Below are 16392 nucleotides of genomic sequence, written 5' to 3' on the forward strand. Positions count from 1 at the left end.
AAATGGCGGGCACGCTGGCCCGGCCGATGTTTCATCGCCCAAGATCAGGCGCCCGATCAAGCGATTGTGACCGAGCCTAGACTGCCACCGGCGCGGCATCGCACGAAAAAGAGGCCCGGAACCGGTCCGGGCCTCAATGCGTGAGCCCTTTTCAGGAGCGTCACGACGGGAGGGAAGGTGTTGGGCGACCGAGGCCGCCCCAGACAAGACCCACAGGTGGCCAGGCTTACGGGTGATAGGCCGCTTCGCCATGCGCGGTGAGGTCGAGCCCTTCGCGCTCTGCATCGGCTGTCGGGCGCAAGCCTACGACCATATCGACGATCTTGTAGAGGATGGCGCTGCCGATGCCCGACCACAGGACGGTTACCAGGACACCCTTGAACTGCGACCACAGCTGGGTCGCCGTGCCGGCATAGCCGGCGGCGAAGTCGGCCGTCGAATAGTCGACGATGCCGGCGCCGCCGAGGGCGGGGTTGACCAGGATGCCGGTGCCGAGTGCGCCGATGATGCCGCCGACGCAGTGGATGCCGAAGACATCGAGGCTGTCGTCGTAGCCGAACTTGTTCTTCACGACCGAAACGAAGAAGTAACAGACGCAGCTGGCGACGATGCCGAGCACGATGACGCCCATCGGTCCGCCAAAGCCGGCGGCGGGCGTGACGGCGACAAGTCCGGTAACAGCGCCCGAAACCGCGCCAAGCATGGAGGCTTTGCCGCGCAGCAGCGTTTCAAGCACGATCCAGGTCACTGCCGCCGCGGCTGTGGCGACGAAGGTGTTGACCATGGCCAGCACCGCATAGGCGTTGGCTTCGAGGTTCGAACCGGCATTGAAGCCGAACCAGCCTACCCACAGCAGCGACGCGCCGACCATGGTCAGTGTCATCGAATGCGGCGCCATGACGTCCTTGTTGTAGCCGATGCGCTTGCCGATCATCAGCGCGCCGACAAGGCCGGCGATGCCCGCATTGATGTGGACGACGGTGCCGCCGGCGAAGTCGATGGCGCCGAAGCTGAAGATGAGCCCCGACGGATCGCTGTAAGCGCTCGGGCCGCCCCAGAACCAGACCATATGCGCGATCGGGAAGTAGACGAATGTGACCCACAGGATGGTGAAAAGGATCACGGCCGAAAACTTGACGCGTTCGGCGAAGGCGCCGACGATCAGGGCAGGCGTGATGCAGGCGAAGCTCATCTGGAAGATGACGAACACCAGTTCAGGAATGGCGACGCCCTTGGTAAAAGTTTCCGCCACCGTCGTCACGTCGACGCCGGCGAGAAACATCTTGGAAAGGCCGCCGACGAAGGCGTTGCCGGGGGTGAAGGCAAGGCTGTAGCCGTAGAAAACCCAGACGATCATGACCACGCTGGTGATGGTGAAGACCTGCATCAGCACCGACAGCATATTCTTGGCGCGAACCAGGCCGCCGTAGAAAAGGGCAAGGCCGGGAATGGTCATCAGCAGCACCAGGATGGTGGAGATCATCATCCACGTCGTGTCGCCCTTGTCGACGGTAAAGGCCGGCGCTGCTGGCGCGGCCGGTGCGGCCGGCGCCGCTTCCTGCGCGAATGCGGCGACCGTGCCCAGCGCTGCGATAGCGAGTGAGCCCAGCAGCGCGGTGCGCGCCACCGACTTCAAAGTAAAAGGAATATTCATTGAACTCTCCATTGGAATACGTTTCCGCAGCTCAAAGCGCGTCGGTGTCTGTTTCGCCGGTGCGAATGCGCACCGCCTGGTCGATGCCGAAAACGAAGATCTTGCCGTCGCCGATCTGACCGGTCTTGGCCGCCGCAGTGATGGCTTCGACGGCCTTGTCGACCATGTCCAGGCCGACCGCGACTTCGATCTTGATCTTCGGCAGGAAGCTGACCGCGTATTCCGCCCCGCGATAGATTTCCGTGTGTCCCTTCTGACGCCCGTAGCCTTTGACTTCGGTGACGGTCAGGCCCTGGATGCCGACTGCGGTGAGCGCTTCGCGCACCTCGTCGAGCTTGAACGGCTTGATGATTGCCATCACGATTTTCATAAGGTTTCACCCTTTACTGTTGCGGGTCCCCCGCGTTTGCACGACTTCGCCGATCCCCATGAGAGCCGGAGAGTGCCCGCTAGGATTCAAGCTCCGTGCCAGTTGCCGAAGCAGGGTGTTAAGCTGCTGTTAAATAACGACTTGGGGGAGGTTTGTCGGCTGACTGTTCATAGTCGCGGCAGCGCAGCTGATTAAAAAGTAGGCAATTTTGCAAAATTGCCTATTCCGCGGGCGGCCGCTTCAGCCTGATGAGGCCTTCCTGGGCAACCGAGGCGATCAACGTGCCGTCGCGGGCAAACAGCGACCCGCGCGTGAACCCCCGCGACCCTTGCGTCGACGGGCTGTCCTGCGTGTAGAGCATCCAGTCGTCGAGTGGATGGCTGCGATGGAACCACATGGCGTGATCGAGGCTCGCCGCCTGGATGTCGCTATCGAAGATGGCGCGGCCATGCGCAAAGGTCGAGGTATCGAGCAGCGTCATGTCGGAAAGATAGGCAAGCACGGCCGCCTGCGCGGCGCGATCGCCCGGAACCGGGCCGGTCGTGCGGATCCAGATGTTCTGTTTCGGCTCCAGCTTCTCCCGGCTGGTGTAATGCTCCAGCATCACCGGCTTCATCTCGATCGGCCGGTCACGCTCCCAGTAGCGCCTGATGCCGTCGGGCACGGCCGCGCCGAACTTGCCGACCAATTCGCGCTGCGACAGCAATGTGTTGGGCGCCGGCACGTCCAGCGGCATCGGGACCTGGTGCTCGAGACCGACCTCGTCCTGCTGGAACGAGGCTTCCAGCGAAAAGATCGCCTGGCCGTGCTGGACAGCCACGACACGGCGCGTGGTGAAGGAGCCGCCGTCGCGGATGCGGTCGACCTCGTAGATGATCGGCACCTTGGTGTCGCCCGGCCGCATGAAATAGCCGTGCAGCGAATGCACGTGGCGTTCGGGCTCGACCGTTCGCTGGGCGGCGACCAGCGCCTGAGCGATGGTCTGGCCGCCGAAGACACGCTGCCAGTCGAGTTTGGGGCTGCGACCACGGTACAGGTTGTGTTCCAGCTGCTCGAGGTCGAGAATGCCGAGAAGCTCGTCCATGGCCGCCGTCATGTTTCGCGCCCTCGTGTCGTTTTGATTCCGAAGTTCGCCTTAATTTCGATATTTCACTCGAAGCGAGCTTCAGAAGCCGCAAAAGTGTTATGGCGGTTTCCGACAGGAATGACGGGCAGTCAAGGCCGGAAAGGAATTTGGCCGGAAAGGAATTTGCCATGCTCGACAAGGCGGATGCAAAAAACCGAACCGCGCTCGACATTCTGGTCGCCGGCGCCGGCTATGTCGGCCTTGCCGCCGCCGTATCGCTGAAACAGGCACGACCGAGCCTCGCGGTCGCTGTCGTCGACGCCGCGCCCGCCGGCATCTGGCAAAAGGACGGCCGCGCCTCGGCGATCGCCGCTGCCGCTTGCCGCATGCTCGACCAACTCGGCGTCTGGGCCGAAATCGCCCCCGAGGCGCAGGCGATCACCGAGATGATCGTCACCGATTCGCGCGCTTCCGATCCGCTGCGCCCGGTGTTTCTCACGTTCGATGGCGAGGTCGCGCCTGGCGAAGCGTTTGCGCATATGGTCGCCAACAGGGATTTGAACGGCGCCTTGCGCCGGCGCGCTGAAACACTCGGCATCGACATCATCGAAGGCGTCGCCGTCAGTGCCTTCGACGTCAATGGTGCCGGCATCACCGTGCATCTTGCCGACGGCGCGACGCTGAAGGCGCGGCTGCTGATCGCCGCCGACGGCGTCAACTCGAAGCTGCGCGACATGGCCGGCATCAAGACGGTGAAATGGGACTACGGCCAGTCCGGCATCGTCTGCACCGTCGCGCATGAACGGCCGCATAATGGCCGCGCCGAAGAGCATTTTCTGCCAGCCGGCCCATTCGCCACGCTGCCGCTCAAGTCGGACAAGGACGGCACCCACCGCTCGTCGATCGTCTGGGTCGAGCGGTCGGAAGATGCCGAAAAACTGGTCGACGGCGACGACCTCGTCTTCGAGCACGAGCTGGAACAGCGGTTTGGCCTGAAGCTCGGCGAAATTCGCGTCGCCGACAGGCCACGTGCCTGGCCGCTCGGCCTGACCATCGCCCGCGATTTCGTCGCGCCGCGCATTGCGCTCGCCGGCGACGCCGCCCACGGCATCCACCCGATCGCCGGCCAGGGCCTCAATCTCGGTTTCAAGGATGTGGCGGCGTTGGCCGAAGTGGTGGTCGAGGCCGACCGGCTCGGCCAGGATGTCGGTGCGCTCGACGTGCTCGAACGCTACCAGCAGTGGCGGCGCTTCGACACGCTGCAGATGGGCATCACCACCGATGTCCTGAACCGTCTGTTTTCCAACGACATCGGCCCGTTGCGCGCCGTCCGCGACATCGGCCTCGGTCTCGTCGAACGCATGCCGCGGCTGAAGGATTTCTTCATCCGCCAGGCGTCCGGTCTGTCCGGCGACACGCCGAAACTGCTCAAGGGCGAGGCGATCTGAACCCGACTGACGGGCCGGCATCACCTGAATATCAGCACACCCTTAGTTGACCTCGAACCCGAGCTTCTGGCGCAGCCGCAGTATCCTCTGGTCGGATATTTTTAGGGGTTGCTCACCAGCCTGCGCCGCGCGATTCACCATCAGCAGCAAATCGTTTCGCTCAGTCACATCGAGACGTTCGCGCAGGAACGGCGCCAGTTTGTCGATGACGATCGTGGCATCGTCGATCTGGGACGCCGCCCATTTGGCGTAGACCACGGCCTCATCGGCCTTCTTGTCGTCTGCAATCTCCGAAATCACCGACCGAATCACGGCTTCGCGCTGCGACAGGACAGGGCCGTTCTCGGCAATGATGGCGGTGATCAGCGTCGCGGCCGCCACGACCGGATCGTCGATCGCCGTCAGCGGTGAGAGCGCCGCCTGCTTGCGCAACCTCTTGCGCCGAATGTTGCCTTGCACACGCCCGACGACGTCCGCGACCTCGCGCGCCGCATCGTTCATGGCCTTCATCCGATACCACCAGAACGCCGCCGCTCCCAACAGCCCAATTGCAGCAATCAGTATATGCATGCCCGAAATCCCCCAACCGCAGCGACGATAGGAGAAGTGCTGTCTCGCTTCAACACGCAAAAGTTGCGCCCGCCGAAGAAATCGATTCCGCCGGACGCAACCGGAATAATGTTCAAGATCCCGGCACGTTGTAGATCGCCCTGACCTCGATGGTGCCGATTTCGGCCAGCGGAATCCCGCCGGCAATCTCCAGCGCCTCGTCGATATCCCCCGCCTCGATTATGACGAAGCCGAGCAATTGCTCCTTGGTCTCGGCGAAGGGACCATCGGTGATCAGCCGCTTGCCCTTGCGCCGGCGCACGGTTTTCGAGGTTTTTACCGACTGCAGTGCCTGCGCGATGATCAGCCGGCCGCTTTGCTCCACCGATTTGTCATAGGCCAGCGAGTCGGCGTCGAGCCTGGCCAGCCTCTCCGGGCTCATTGCGTAAAGGTCTTTTTCCTCACCATAAACCAGGCAAACATATTTCATCTCTCATCTTCCTTGTTGGGACGAACTGTTGGCGACCAAGGTCCGAGCCGGGCTTTTGACCGCCGCATGATCGAGAAGGGATACCGCAACCCCTATCATGGCGACCGCAGCAAGCAGTCGACCGAAACCGGAAGGGTGCCGATCCAACCGGTCAGGTTCCTGTTCAGCCGCCTTTCGGCCGGTGTCACCCCAGTGAGCAGAAAACAGATTATCCATGGTGTCCTCCATTCGGCCACGAAACCCGTGGCCGCCCGCAGGACGGCCGAGGCAGATGGAAGTCGACATTTTTGCACGCGGATTTTTTTACGCGTCGCCATTGGCGCGAAAGCACGGGTGGCCTTCGTGCCCGCGCGCGCTATAGTCGACCAGATGCCGATCACGGCTCAGCCACCACAATCAAGGAGGACTTCATGGACCGCACCGCAAACGCCGTCTGGAAAGGCAATCTGAAAGAGGGCAAGGGCACGCTCGACACGCAGAGCGCGGCTCTGAAAGGCACGCCCTACTCGTTCAAGGCGCGGTTCGAGAATGAAAGCGGCAAGGCCGGCACCAATCCGGAGGAACTCATCGCCGCCGCGCATGCCGGCTGCTACGCCATGCAGTTCTCTCACTTCCTGGCCGAGAACGGCACCCCCGCCACCGAACTCGACGCCAAGGCGGTGGTGACGCTGATCCCTGGCACGGGGATCACAGGCAGCGCGCTCACGGTGGTCGGCAAGGTGCCGGGCATCGATGCGGCGAAGTTCCAGGAGCTGGCCGAACAGGCCAAGGCCGAATGCCCGGTCTCGAAGGCGCTCGGCGCCATAAAGGTTTCGCTCGACGCCAAGCTCGGCTGAGCAGATGGCATGAGGTGATAAACGCCCGCTCCAAGGCCGGCGTTTTCATTTGTGGGGCGTAGGCGATCCTTCACGTCCCTCCAACGCCTCAAAAGGTCATCAGCGTCCGTCGCCGGTCAGCGCGTCGATGCGTGCGCGCAGCTGTGCGATCTCTTCCTCGAGAGCCTGCACGCGCGCTTCGAGATCCGAGGCCGGCGAAGGCGCTTGCAAGGGGGCCGCGGCAGCCGACAGCTGCACCGGCCCGCCCAGGAGATGCACATAGCGGTCCTCACGCTGGCCGGGACCACGATCGATCTGCTGAACGAGCGGCGGCTTGCGGCCGATCAACAGGTCGAGGTTGCTGCGAAGCTCGTCGATGGAGGGCAATCGCGCCATGCGCTCGCTTCGCGCCAGCAATTCATAGGCGGTTTGCGGACCGCGCAGCAACAGCAGCCCAAGCAGCGCAATCTGCGCCGAGGTCAGCGAAAAGCGCTGCGCGACGACATGCTCGTAGCGCTCGACACGCGAGGCAAAGACCTGCCTGACCAGCCCCTTGTGCTCGAGTTGGCCAAGCGCTCGTCTCACCTCGACAAGCTCGACCGACATCACCGGCTCGCGCGCCGTCTTCTGGTTGGCGGCGGCAAGTGCCGCATTGAGCGTCAGCGGGTAGATGTCGGGCGTCAGTTCCTTCTTTTCGATCAGGCAACCGAGCACGCGCGCTTCGAGGGGAGAGAGGATGGGGAGTTCGGTATCGGTCATGGGTCGGCTATCCTTTGAAGTCGGCGGGACAGCGCCGGCGCGAAGGATCACTACCGACGAGATGATCCCTGCAGCAACTCGTCCGAAGCTAAACCCTTCTCTCCACCATCATCTTCTTGATCTCGGCGATCGCCTTGGCCGGGTTCAGCCCCTTGGGACAGGTCTGGGCGCAGTTCATGATGGTGTGGCAGCGATAGAGCCGGAACGGGTCTTCGAGATTGTCGAGCCGTTCGCCCTTGGCCTCGTCCCGGGAATCGATCAGCCAGCGATAGGCCTGCAGCAGCGTCGCCGGACCGAGATAGCGGTCGCCGTTCCACCAGTAGCTCGGACATGAGGTCGAGCAGCAGGCGCACAAGATGCATTCATAGAGCCCGTCGAGCTTTTCGCGGTCCTCATGGCTCTGCAGCCATTCCTTGGCCGGTTCGGGCGACACCGTCTTCAGCCACGGCTCGATCGAGGCGTGCTGGGCGTAGAAATTGGTCAGGTCTGGCACCAGGTCCTTGACCACCGGCATATGCGGCAGCGGATAGACCTTGATCGCGCCGGAAATGTCGTCGCAGCCCTTGGTGCAGGCCAGCGTGTTGGAACCGTCGATATTCATGGCGCAGGAGCCGCAAATACCCTCGCGGCAGGAGCGGCGCAGCGTCAGCGTCGGGTCGATCTTGTTCTTGATGTAGAGCAGAGCGTCGAGCACCATCGGCCCGCAATCGTCCATGTCGACGAAATAGGTGTCCATGCGCGGGTTCTCGTCATCGTCCGGCGACCAGCGGTAGATGCGGTACTCCCGCAGATTGGTCGCACCCTCCGGCTTCGGCCAGGTTTTTCCGGCCTTGATCTTCGAGTTTTTCGGAAGGGTGAGTTCGACCATTATCTCAGGTCCTTTCGGATGACGAGCTTCAGCCCGGACCAAGTCCCGTTTACGGCGGCCATCATCAATACACCCTGGCCTTGGGCGCGATCTTGGCCAGGTTGATGCCGCCGTCTGCTTCCCTGAGCAGCGGCTCGGTGTGCACCGGCCGATAGCTGAGCGACACCTCGCCGGCCTCGCTGAGCCGGGACAGCGTGTGCTTGCGCCAGTTCGCATCGTCGCGCGCCGAAAAATCTTCTCGCGCATGCGCGCCACGGCTCTCCTTGCGCGCCTCGGCGGCGTAGACCGTGGTGATGGCGTTGGCCATCAGGTTTTCCAGCTCCAGCGTCTCGACCAGGTCGGAATTCCAGATCATCGAGCGATCGAACACTTTTACGTCCTTGAGCTCGCCCCAGATCTGCGAAATGCGCTTGCAGCCGCTTTGCAGTGATTCCTGGGTGCGGAACACCGCCGCATCGTCCTGCATCGCCTTCTGCATCTTTTCGCGCAAAACCGCCGTCGGCGTCGAGCCGTTGGCGTGGCGCAGCCGGTCGAAGCGGTCCATGATCTTGTCAACCGAGGCTTCGTTGGGCGACGGGATCGCCGCGTTGCGGTCGATCACCTGGCCGGCCCGGATCGCCGCCGCGCGGCCGAACACCACCAGATCGATCAGCGAGTTGGAGCCCAGCCGGTTGGCGCCGTGGACGGAGGCGCAGCCGGCTTCGCCGACCGCCATCAGCCCGGGCGACACCTGGTCCGGGTTCAAGGCGGTGGGGTTGAGCACCTCGCCCCAGTAGTTGGTCGGCAGGCCGCCCATATTGTAGTGGACCGTCGGCAGCACCGGGATCGGCTCCTTGGTCAGGTCGACGCCGGCAAAGATCTTTGCCGACTCCGAAATACCCGGAAGTCGCTCGTGCAAAACGGCCGGATCGAGGTGGTCGAGGTGGAGGAAAATATGGTCCTTGTTCTTGCCGACGCCGCGTCCCTCGCGAATCTCCAGCGTCATGCAGCGCGAGACCACGTCACGCGAGGCAAGGTCCTTGGCCGACGGCGCATAGCGCTCCATGAAGCGCTCGCCTTCTGAATTGACGAGATAGCCGCCTTCGCCGCGCGCGCCCTCGGTGATCAGGCAGCCGGCGCCGTAGATGCCGGTCGGGTGGAACTGCACGAATTCCATGTCCTGCAGCGGCAGCCCGGCCCGCGCCGCCATGCCGCCGCCGTCGCCGGTGCAGGTGTGCGCCGAGGTCGCCGAGAAATAGGCGCGGCCATAGCCGCCGGTCGCCAGCACCACCATCTTTGCCGAAAAACGGTGGATGGTGCCGTCGTCGAGGTTCCAGGCGACGACGCCGGTGCAGGTGCCATCCGGCTCCATGATCAGGTCGAGCGCGAAATACTCTATGAAGAACTGCGCGTTGTTCTTCAGCGACTGGCCGTAGAGCGTGTGCAGGATGGCGTGGCCGGTGCGGTCGGCGGCCGCACAGGTGCGCTGTACCGGCGGGCCGTCGCCGAAATTCATCATGTGGCCGCCGAACGGCCGCTGGTAGATCTTGCCCTCTTCGGTGCGCGAGAACGGCACGCCGTAATGTTCGAGCTCGTAGACGGCGGCGGGTGCTTCGCGCACCAGATATTCCATGGCGTCGACGTCGCCGAGCCAATCCGATCCTTTCACGGTGTCGTACATGTGCCACTGCCAGGAATCGGGGCCCATGTTGGACAGCGAGGCGGCGATGCCGCCCTGAGCGGCGACAGTGTGCGACCGCGTCGGGAAAACCTTGGTGATGCAGGCGGTGCGCAGGCCCTGTTCCGACATGCCGAGCGTGGCGCGCAGGCCGGCGCCGCCGGCGCCGACCACAACCACGTCGAATTTGTGGTCGACATAGCTGTAGGCGGACGCCGTGTTGGCGTTGTTCGCGTCCTTGGCCAAAATTTCAGCCTCCAAATGCCAGTTTGAGCAGGGCGAAGATCGAGGCGACGCCGACCACTACGGGAAAGAATGTGTTGAGGGCGAGCAGCGCCAGCCTCATGCCCTCGCCATGCACATAATCCTCGATGATCGCCTGCATGCCGAGCCGCATATGGTAGAGCCCGGACAACAGCACCAGGGCCAGGACCAGCGCCACGAACGGGTTGGCAAGTGCGGCGCGCACTTGCGCATAGCCGGCGCCGTTCAGCGCGATCAGAAAGCCGACGAAGAACAGGATCAACGGAATGTTGGCGATCGCCGTCAGGCGCTGGCGCCAGAAATGCTCCGTGCCCTCGCGGGCGGAGCCGAGGCCGCGGACCTTGGCCAGCGGCGTGCGCATGTCGGTGTTGTGGTGGCTCACGATCAGGCTCCCCGCGCCATGTAGCCGGCGATCCAGATCAGCAGCGTCAGTACGATCGAGCCGGCCAGCGTCGCCCAGGCGACCCTGGAGGCGGTGTCCTTTTCAAGACCGGCCCCGGTGTCCCAGATCAGATGGCGCACGCCGCCCAGCATGTGGTGCATTAGCGCCCAGGTATAGAACAACAGCACCAGCCGCCCCAGCCACGAGCCGAAGGCCCAGTTGACGGCATCGAAGGTGGATTGCGAGCTCGCCGCCGCCATCAGCCACAGCGCGACCAGCAGCGTGCCGAAATAGAGCGCCCCGCCCGTGATGCGATGGATGATCGACATCGTCATCGTGATCGGCGGTCGATAGACGGTCAGATGCGGCGAAAGCGGCCGTTCACGTCTGGCAAATTCGCGGGTGGTTGGTGATTTGCTCATGGCTCCCCCAGTTCGGCGTCTCTGGAGCCCCAGGTGGAAATGCGGCATTACCGCTTCCGGTTGCGACTTTGGACAGCCCGGTTTCTAATGCTCTTTTTGCACCGCGTCAAAGCCGGAAAATCGTTTCGAAAACGTAATTTAGTCTGACAAAAGGCAGTGTTTGGCTTCAATCGATTAGGGCGCGATCCAAAGCCGGCGCAACGTTCGCTGCAGCGCGGTATATGGTTTCGGTCCGGCGGCTTGGGGCATGTTTGAGATTCAGGTCAGGCCGCGCCGAAAATGGTGAATGCCGAGAACCGGAGCGGGGCGTACTTTCGGGTACGTGAGGACCGGAAGCGCAGGGATCCACCATTTGCAGACCGGCCTTACCTGAATATCGGCATGCCCCTAACGCTTGCAGGTCAGCGGCGTCCTCCCGCCCTTCATCACCAGCGCGTCGCGCCCATCGATCACGATTGCGTCATGCGCCGCGCCGAAGCGGCTGTTTTGATTGGCTGGCGAGGCCGGCAGGTCCTCGCTGGCGCCGTCCGGGCCAAGCACCCGCACCGAAGTGCCGAGGTTTTCGATGGTGATCCTGGCGCCATCGGCGCAAGTGTAAGTCGCGGTGCGCGGCTGCGGTGAATCGGCGAGCGGATTTCCAGCCTTCGGCGCATTGGTCTGAGACACGCAGGCAATTGTGGTCAGCAATGGACAAAGGGCCAGCGTCACCCGAAACGTCCGGCCTAACGCCATGTACTGTCTCCCTACGCGTCAATCCAGCCGCGATGCTTTGCCAAGATCACCGATGTCGCGCTCGACGCCGGCTGCGATGGTGGCGGCAAGCATGGCCGAAAGATGGCCGCGGTTATTAACCATGTTTGCCGAGACCTGGCGGCCAACAGGGCTGGCCCCTTAACAATGGTTAAGAAAAGGTTAATTTATGATTCGAGCAAGACTCGGTCTCTGACAAATGGGGGACGCCATGCGTTCGAATTCAGCCAGATCGCGCCTTCCGGCGCCCCTCTCGATGGCCATCGTCCTGGTGGCGGTGGCCATCGGCTTCGCAGCGCCGGCACGCGCCGGGACGCGCGACCGCGTCTATGCCGATTCGTTCGGCAATCTCGTCATCGAGAGCGCCGCCGGCTACAAGCGCATCCTCGTTGGCGAGGGCGAATTGGCCAAGGAAATGTCGGATTACGTCGGCGCCGGCCGGCCCAAAATCGTCTATCAAGACGAACCGGACGATGTCAGCAGCCGCGACTGCTACAGGCCGCCGGTTTTCGTCAAGGGCCGCAGCTATATGTACGGGCTTTCCGACGGCGAGATGCCGGAGCTTAGCCCCTGCCGCTGATCTTCGGCCCGGCATTGGCGACAGCCGGCTGCCGGGCGGCGATTGATCCTATCGAGATCCGCACGCAATTGCGTCCGCTGCCCTTCGCTTGATAGAGCGCTTCGTCGGCGCGCCGCAGCAGGTCGGAAAAATTCTCAGTCGGGTGGAGCTCGGCAACGCCGAAGCTGGCGGTGCAACGATGGTTCGCCGGCAGACAGTCGATCGGCAACGCCCCGAAAGCGCTGCGCGTGCCTTCGGCGAAGAGCCGCGCGGCGGCGAGGTTGGTTCCCGGCAGGATGATGGCGAATTCCTCACCACCGATGCGGCCGGCGACGTGATGCTCGGCGGCCGCATCACGCAGGAAGCCGGCAAAGGCCTCGATGACCCTGTCGCCGGATGCATGGCCGAAACTGTCGTTGATGCTCTTGAAATGGTCGAGGTCGGCGATGACCAGCGCGACCGGAATACCCCTGCGCACGGCGTCACGCATCGCAAGCTCGGCATGACGCTCGAAGCCGCCACGGTTGAGCAGCCTCGACAGCGTGTCCGTCTCCGACTTCGACGTCGCTTCGGCGAGCACGTCGCGGACCAGAATGATCAGGATGAGAAGCGCGATTGTCATGGCAAACACCGTGCCAAGCGATTGCGACACCAGAGCGTAATTGCTCTGCAGATAGGCCTGCGGATTGGCTCCCCAGCCGCCCATGGCATGGGCGATGAACGGCTTGCTCACGAATTGCAGGGCGCTGGCCGCCAGGACGGCCATCAGCGCATGGTCGAGCCAGTCGCGTCTTTGCCTTGACGACCCGACGATGCCGACGCCGACGAACTGCATGGCGGCATAGGGAAGCTGGTAGGCCATCATGCGGGCAAGCGACTGGCGCGGCAGATCCTGCACGAAATACACGGCCACGGTGGCCGCAAACAGGAAGACGAGCATCGGCACCCAAGGCGGCGCCACGCCGTATTTATGGTCAAGCCCGCCATTGAAGGCGATGGTGGCGCCCAGGAAAATGGCGAAGCCCGCGACGACTGCGGGTCGCGCATTGTCGAAGAGCGGAATGCTGAACTCGATGGCGAAATAGGCCATCCCGAGCAGATAACCGAAGACCAGCCAGCGAGCCGACGCGCGCGCCACATCATAAAACGAGATGATCATGAAGGCAGCCGCCAGTAGGCCGGCGACGAGCAGGTTGATTGCAAGAATGAACTCTGCGCCGCCCATGTGGTTCTATCACTCCCAGCGACAGCAAATCACGAACGGGCGAAAAAGACGTTAACGTGGCCCCAGGCGCAGATGATCAGCCGGCTTTGAGCGGTTCCACTACGAGCACCGTTTCCGACCGTTCATAGGCAGGCCGTTCATCAGATAGCCGCACGCTGTCGCGGCCGTTCCTTTTGGCCCTGTAAAGCGCCTCGTTGGCGCGGCGCATCAGCGGCTCCAGCCCTTCCTCGCCGGTTCGGGCCGCCACCCCGAAGCTCGCGTTTACTTCTTGTGCCGGGCGAAAGCCCATCGACGCCACGAAGCTGCTGCACGGAACTTGAACCCGCGACCGGCGTTTTCCGGCAGCAACCAGGAGACACTTTCATGGCCGATACGATCATGCTGACCGACCACGAGGCAATTCGCTCATGGGCCGCGGCGCGCGCTGGATTTCCGGCAATCGTCGACGTGTCGCCCGAAACAGGTACGCAAGCTATGCTGAGGCTGGTCTTCGGCCAGCATGCCTATCAGGACCTGGATGAGGCCGAACGCCCGGTCAACGCGGGCGGCTACGAACTGGTCGAATGGGACGAATGGTTCAAGCTGTTCGACGAACGGCAGCTGGCCCTGGTGGTCGCCGCGGAGCAACCCGGTCGGCGTGAGCAATTCCATGAGATCGTGAGGCGCCCGGGGTGAAGAAAACCCGAACCGCATCGCGGTTCGGGGTTCTCGCATATCGTCAAATACGGACTGTGGCAGCCCCGAGTTATTTCCACTCGCGGATGTCGACGAAATGGCCGGCGATCGCCGCCGCCGCCGCCATCGCCGGCGACACCAGATGGGTGCGGCCCTTAAAACCCTGGCGGCCCTCGAAATTGCGGTTCGAGGTCGAGGCGCAGCGCTCATGCGGCTTCAGCCGGTCGTCGTTCATGGCAAGGCACATCGAGCAGCCCGGCTCGCGCCAGTCGAAGCCAGCGGCGACAAAGATCTTGTCGAGACCTTCGGCCTCCGCCTGCTCCTTGACCAGACCGGAGCCCGGCACGATCATCGCATCGACGTGAGGGCTGACTTTCTTGCCCTCGACCACTTTGGCGACAGCGCGGAGATCCTCGATGCGGCCGTTGGTGCAGGAGCCGATGAAGACGCGGTCGAGCGCGATATCGGTGATCTTGGTGCCTGGGGTCAGGCCCATATAGTCGAGCGCGCGCTGCTTGGACGTACGCTTGTTCTCATCGGTGATATCGTCTGGGTTCGGCACGATGCCCTGGACCGAGACGACGTCCTCGGGCGAGGAGCCCCAGGAGACGATCGGCGGCAGTTTCGCCGCGTCGAGCACGACCACCTTGTCGAAATGCGCGCCCTCGTCGGACTGCAGCGTCTTCCAGTAGGCGAGCGCGGCGTCCCATGCCTCGCCCTTCGGCGCGCGCGGCTTGTCCTTGACATAGGTGAAGGTTGTCTCGTCAGGCGCGATCAGGCCGGCCCGGGCACCGCCCTCGATCGACATGTTGCAGATGGTCATGCGGCCTTCCATGGACAGCGCGCGGATCGCTTCGCCGGCATATTCGATGACGTAGCCGGTGCCGCCGGCAGTGCCGATCTCGCCGATGATCGCCAAAATTATGTCCTTGGCGGTGACGCCTTCCGGCAGCACGCCGTCGACGCGCACCAGCATGTTCCTGGCCTTGCGCTGGATCAGTGTCTGCGTGGCCAGCACATGCTCGACTTCCGACGTGCCTATGCCGTGCGCCAATGCGCCGAAAGCACCATGCGTCGAGGTGTGGCTGTCGCCGCAGACGATGGTCATGCCAGGCAGCGTAAAACCCTGCTCCGGACCGATGATGTGGACGATGCCCTGGCGGATATCCTTCTCGGAATAGTATTCGACGCCAAAGTCCTTGGCGTTCCTGGCCAGCGCCTCGACCTGGATGCGGCTTTCCTCGTTCTTGATGCCGAACTTGCGCTCGGGCGAGGTGGACACATTGTGATCGACCACAGCCAGCGTCTTTTCCGGATGGCGGACCTTTCTGCCGGTCATGCGCAGGCCTTCGAAAGCTTGCGGGCTGGTCACTTCATGGACGAGGTGACGGTCGATATAGAGCAGGCAGGTGCCATCGTCCTGGCGGTCGACGACATGGTCGTCGAATATCTTGTCGTAGAGGGTGCGCGGTGCGCTCATGTGCGTAAATCCGTCGATATGAAAATGGGAAGTGACTGGCGCCGGCTAGCCGGCGAACACGGCCTAGCGAAGTCGGCTGGTCAGAGCGCCGGAAACGCGCGCCGAGAAACGCGACGGCAGGCGTTTTCTGTCCTGCAGCACGAACCCCTTGTAAGCCGGATCGCCAAAAAGCTGTTCCATGGCCTGGCTCATATCAATGTTTTGACTTTTCGGCAATTGCGGCTGCCTGGCGCGGCTCTGCCTTCTCCCCTTGTTGTAGGAGAAGGAAGAAGGCGCTTCAAACCACCTCGAACACAAATGTCTTCACCAGCGCCTCAGGTTCGGCGATCGCATAGCAGCGAAACCACGGGCTTTCTTCGACCGGCCGCCACTTTTTCGCCTGCTCCAGTTCGTCGAACGTCGCCTGAAACCCGCCGCTCGCAAAAACCTGGTCGCGAACGGTGAAGATGGCGTGGCCGCCCTTCCTGGTGATGCGCACCAGTTCATGCAGGCCGGAGGGCGGTGCATGGCTGATGGTGAACACGCCGGTCGAGAAGAAGGCGCGGAAATGCCCGTCCGGCCAGGGCAGCGGATCGCCGAGCATCGCCTGTTTCAGCTCGCTGTAAGCCTGCCGGCTGCCGGCGATTTTCAGCATTTCAGCCGACAGGTCGAGCCCGGCGATGTCCTCATAGCCCAGCGCCTTGAGCGACGGTCCCGACAGGCCGGTGCCGCAGCCGGCGTCGAGCAGCGGCCCTTCGCCTGACGGCACATGGCGCGCCACCCAGGCGGCGATCAGGAACGGCAGGAGGTAGCCGAGCGCGGCGGTTTCGCTGTCATAGGTCGCAGCCCAGGCGGCGTAGGCCTTGGCAAGCGCTTCCGGCGTGTCGGCCGTATAGACCGCATCCAGCGCCGCATTGGCTTTGTCGATGTTCATGGAACTGACCCTCCAAAACGTATTGGCCGCAATCGTAGCGCCGCCT

General features: G+C 63.1%; 19 protein-coding genes and 1 pseudogene. 5 read left to right on the forward strand and 15 right to left on the reverse strand.

What is annotated here, in order from left to right:
* Nucleotides 1-226 precede the first annotated feature (226 nt).
* From AC0L2C_RS18430 to tesB, 3 genes are all read right to left on the reverse strand, one after another.
* Nucleotides 227-1654 (reverse strand): ammonium transporter, encoded by a 1428-nt coding sequence (locus tag AC0L2C_RS18430; protein WP_473524071.1) that lies wholly within the window; start codon nucleotides 1652-1654, stop codon nucleotides 227-229.
* 31 nt (nucleotides 1655-1685) lie between these two features.
* A complete protein-coding gene (locus tag AC0L2C_RS18435; RefSeq protein ID WP_023800571.1) occupies nucleotides 1686-2024 on the reverse strand; it encodes a P-II family nitrogen regulator in 339 nt (112 codons plus the stop codon).
* A 220-nt stretch (nucleotides 2025-2244) separates the two neighbouring features.
* Nucleotides 2245-3120, reverse strand: a complete 876-nt coding sequence (gene tesB / locus AC0L2C_RS18440; RefSeq protein WP_473524072.1) for an acyl-CoA thioesterase II — start codon at nucleotides 3118-3120, stop codon at nucleotides 2245-2247.
* A gap of 158 nt (nucleotides 3121-3278) precedes the next feature.
* Between tesB and AC0L2C_RS18445 the strand changes: the two genes are divergently transcribed.
* On the forward strand, nucleotides 3279-4538 hold the full coding sequence (locus AC0L2C_RS18445; protein WP_128170437.1) for a ubiquinone biosynthesis hydroxylase: 1260 nt from the start codon (nucleotides 3279-3281) through the stop codon (nucleotides 4536-4538).
* A 42-nt stretch (nucleotides 4539-4580) separates the two neighbouring features.
* Here the strand turns inward: AC0L2C_RS18445 and AC0L2C_RS18450 are convergent, their stop codons facing one another.
* Nucleotides 4581-5108, reverse strand: a complete 528-nt coding sequence (locus AC0L2C_RS18450; RefSeq protein WP_128170438.1) for a hypothetical protein — start codon at nucleotides 5106-5108, stop codon at nucleotides 4581-4583.
* A 112-nt stretch (nucleotides 5109-5220) separates the two neighbouring features.
* Complete coding sequence (locus AC0L2C_RS18455; RefSeq protein WP_128170439.1) at nucleotides 5221-5577, reverse strand: YciI family protein; 357 nt, start codon at nucleotides 5575-5577, stop codon at nucleotides 5221-5223.
* A gap of 66 nt (nucleotides 5578-5643) precedes the next feature.
* Here AC0L2C_RS18455 and AC0L2C_RS18460 point away from each other — a divergent pair, with 66 nt between their 5' ends.
* Together AC0L2C_RS18460 and AC0L2C_RS18465 are read left to right on the forward strand one after the other, a co-directional pair.
* Nucleotides 5644-6027, forward strand: coding sequence for a hypothetical protein (locus AC0L2C_RS18460; protein WP_287259427.1), 384 nt, complete (start codon nucleotides 5644-5646; stop codon nucleotides 6025-6027).
* Complete coding sequence (locus AC0L2C_RS18465; RefSeq protein WP_473524073.1) at nucleotides 5988-6413, forward strand: OsmC family protein; 426 nt, start codon at nucleotides 5988-5990, stop codon at nucleotides 6411-6413. Before AC0L2C_RS18460 ends, AC0L2C_RS18465 begins: the two co-directional genes overlap by 40 nt.
* 99 nt (nucleotides 6414-6512) lie before the next feature.
* Here the strand turns inward: AC0L2C_RS18465 and AC0L2C_RS18470 are convergent, their stop codons facing one another.
* The 6 genes from AC0L2C_RS18470 to AC0L2C_RS18495 form a co-directional block, all read right to left on the reverse strand.
* On the reverse strand, nucleotides 6513-7151 hold the full coding sequence (locus AC0L2C_RS18470) for a YceH family protein (RefSeq protein WP_128170441.1): 639 nt from the start codon (nucleotides 7149-7151) through the stop codon (nucleotides 6513-6515).
* Between the two features lie 88 nt (nucleotides 7152-7239).
* Complete coding sequence (locus AC0L2C_RS18475) at nucleotides 7240-8019, reverse strand: succinate dehydrogenase iron-sulfur subunit (RefSeq protein ID WP_023800578.1); 780 nt, start codon at nucleotides 8017-8019, stop codon at nucleotides 7240-7242.
* Between the two features lie 64 nt (nucleotides 8020-8083).
* Entirely contained in the window at nucleotides 8084-9922 is a 1839-nt protein-coding gene (gene sdhA / locus AC0L2C_RS18480) for a succinate dehydrogenase flavoprotein subunit (protein WP_473524074.1), read from the reverse strand.
* 4 nt (nucleotides 9923-9926) lie between these two features.
* Complete coding sequence (gene sdhD, locus AC0L2C_RS18485) at nucleotides 9927-10301, reverse strand: succinate dehydrogenase, hydrophobic membrane anchor protein (RefSeq protein ID WP_268929907.1); 375 nt, start codon at nucleotides 10299-10301, stop codon at nucleotides 9927-9929.
* A 23-nt stretch (nucleotides 10302-10324) separates the two neighbouring features.
* Nucleotides 10325-10744, reverse strand: coding sequence for a succinate dehydrogenase, cytochrome b556 subunit (gene sdhC / locus AC0L2C_RS18490; RefSeq protein WP_473524075.1), 420 nt, complete (start codon nucleotides 10742-10744; stop codon nucleotides 10325-10327).
* Between the two features lie 387 nt (nucleotides 10745-11131).
* On the reverse strand, nucleotides 11132-11476 hold the full coding sequence (locus AC0L2C_RS18495) for a hypothetical protein (RefSeq protein ID WP_023800582.1): 345 nt from the start codon (nucleotides 11474-11476) through the stop codon (nucleotides 11132-11134).
* A 229-nt stretch (nucleotides 11477-11705) separates the two neighbouring features.
* On the opposite strand from AC0L2C_RS18495, the gene AC0L2C_RS18500 reads away from it, so the two are divergent.
* Complete coding sequence (locus tag AC0L2C_RS18500; RefSeq protein ID WP_128170444.1) at nucleotides 11706-12074, forward strand: hypothetical protein; 369 nt, start codon at nucleotides 11706-11708, stop codon at nucleotides 12072-12074.
* On the opposite strand, the gene AC0L2C_RS18505 is transcribed toward AC0L2C_RS18500, so the two are convergent.
* Together AC0L2C_RS18505 and AC0L2C_RS18510 are read right to left on the reverse strand one after the other, a co-directional pair.
* Nucleotides 12058-13278 (reverse strand): GGDEF domain-containing protein, encoded by a 1221-nt coding sequence (locus AC0L2C_RS18505; RefSeq protein ID WP_473524076.1) that lies wholly within the window; start codon nucleotides 13276-13278, stop codon nucleotides 12058-12060. The genes AC0L2C_RS18500 and AC0L2C_RS18505 overlap by 17 nt on opposite strands.
* Before the next feature lie 76 nt (nucleotides 13279-13354).
* Nucleotides 13355-13571: pseudogene (locus tag AC0L2C_RS18510) on the reverse strand (GGDEF domain-containing protein); the annotation flags it as partial.
* A 70-nt stretch (nucleotides 13572-13641) separates the two neighbouring features.
* Between AC0L2C_RS18510 and AC0L2C_RS18515 the strand changes: the two are divergent.
* Complete coding sequence (locus AC0L2C_RS18515; protein WP_027153728.1) at nucleotides 13642-13953, forward strand: hypothetical protein; 312 nt, start codon at nucleotides 13642-13644, stop codon at nucleotides 13951-13953.
* Nucleotides 13954-14023: 70 nt separating this feature from the next.
* Here the strand turns inward: AC0L2C_RS18515 and leuC are convergent, their stop codons facing one another.
* Both leuC and AC0L2C_RS18525 read right to left on the reverse strand, forming a co-directional pair.
* Nucleotides 14024-15433 carry a 3-isopropylmalate dehydratase large subunit gene (leuC, locus tag AC0L2C_RS18520; protein ID WP_128170446.1) on the reverse strand — a complete coding sequence of 470 codons (1410 nt, stop codon included), beginning with the start codon at nucleotides 15431-15433 and terminating at the stop codon, nucleotides 14024-14026.
* 277 nt (nucleotides 15434-15710) lie between these two features.
* Nucleotides 15711-16346, reverse strand: coding sequence for a class I SAM-dependent DNA methyltransferase (locus tag AC0L2C_RS18525; protein WP_128170447.1), 636 nt, complete (start codon nucleotides 16344-16346; stop codon nucleotides 15711-15713).
* Nucleotides 16347-16392 lie beyond the last annotated feature (46 nt).

This window comes from Mesorhizobium sp. WSM4845, assembly GCF_055811455.1.

Bases quoted from the DNA above. Each gene is read 5' to 3' on its own strand.
- AC0L2C_RS18445 (WP_128170437.1), top strand. From the start codon at position 3,279: ATGCTCGACAAGGCGGATGCAAAAAACCGAACCGCGCTCGACATTCTG.
- tesB (WP_473524072.1), bottom strand. From the start codon at position 3,120: ATGACGGCGGCCATGGACGAGCTTCTCGGCATTCTCGACCTCGAGCAG.
- AC0L2C_RS18475 (WP_023800578.1), bottom strand. From the start codon at position 8,019: ATGGTCGAACTCACCCTTCCGAAAAACTCGAAGATCAAGGCCGGAAAA.
- AC0L2C_RS18460 (WP_287259427.1), top strand. From the start codon at position 5,644: ATGATCGAGAAGGGATACCGCAACCCCTATCATGGCGACCGCAGCAAG.
- AC0L2C_RS18435 (WP_023800571.1), bottom strand. From the start codon at position 2,024: ATGAAAATCGTGATGGCAATCATCAAGCCGTTCAAGCTCGACGAGGTG.
- leuC (WP_128170446.1), bottom strand. From the start codon at position 15,433: ATGAGCGCACCGCGCACCCTCTACGACAAGATATTCGACGACCATGTC.
- AC0L2C_RS18470 (WP_128170441.1), bottom strand. From the start codon at position 7,151: ATGACCGATACCGAACTCCCCATCCTCTCTCCCCTCGAAGCGCGCGTG.
- AC0L2C_RS18500 (WP_128170444.1), top strand. From the start codon at position 11,706: ATGCGTTCGAATTCAGCCAGATCGCGCCTTCCGGCGCCCCTCTCGATG.
- sdhD (WP_268929907.1), bottom strand. From the start codon at position 10,301: ATGCGCACGCCGCTGGCCAAGGTCCGCGGCCTCGGCTCCGCCCGCGAG.
- AC0L2C_RS18430 (WP_473524071.1), bottom strand. From the start codon at position 1,654: ATGAATATTCCTTTTACTTTGAAGTCGGTGGCGCGCACCGCGCTGCTG.
- AC0L2C_RS18450 (WP_128170438.1), bottom strand. From the start codon at position 5,108: ATGCATATACTGATTGCTGCAATTGGGCTGTTGGGAGCGGCGGCGTTC.
- AC0L2C_RS18525 (WP_128170447.1), bottom strand. From the start codon at position 16,346: ATGAACATCGACAAAGCCAATGCGGCGCTGGATGCGGTCTATACGGCC.
- AC0L2C_RS18515 (WP_027153728.1), top strand. From the start codon at position 13,642: ATGGCCGATACGATCATGCTGACCGACCACGAGGCAATTCGCTCATGG.
- AC0L2C_RS18495 (WP_023800582.1), bottom strand. From the start codon at position 11,476: ATGGCGTTAGGCCGGACGTTTCGGGTGACGCTGGCCCTTTGTCCATTG.
- AC0L2C_RS18505 (WP_473524076.1), bottom strand. From the start codon at position 13,278: ATGGGCGGCGCAGAGTTCATTCTTGCAATCAACCTGCTCGTCGCCGGC.
- AC0L2C_RS18455 (WP_128170439.1), bottom strand. From the start codon at position 5,577: ATGAAATATGTTTGCCTGGTTTATGGTGAGGAAAAAGACCTTTACGCA.
- sdhC (WP_473524075.1), bottom strand. From the start codon at position 10,744: ATGAGCAAATCACCAACCACCCGCGAATTTGCCAGACGTGAACGGCCG.
- AC0L2C_RS18465 (WP_473524073.1), top strand. From the start codon at position 5,988: ATGGACCGCACCGCAAACGCCGTCTGGAAAGGCAATCTGAAAGAGGGC.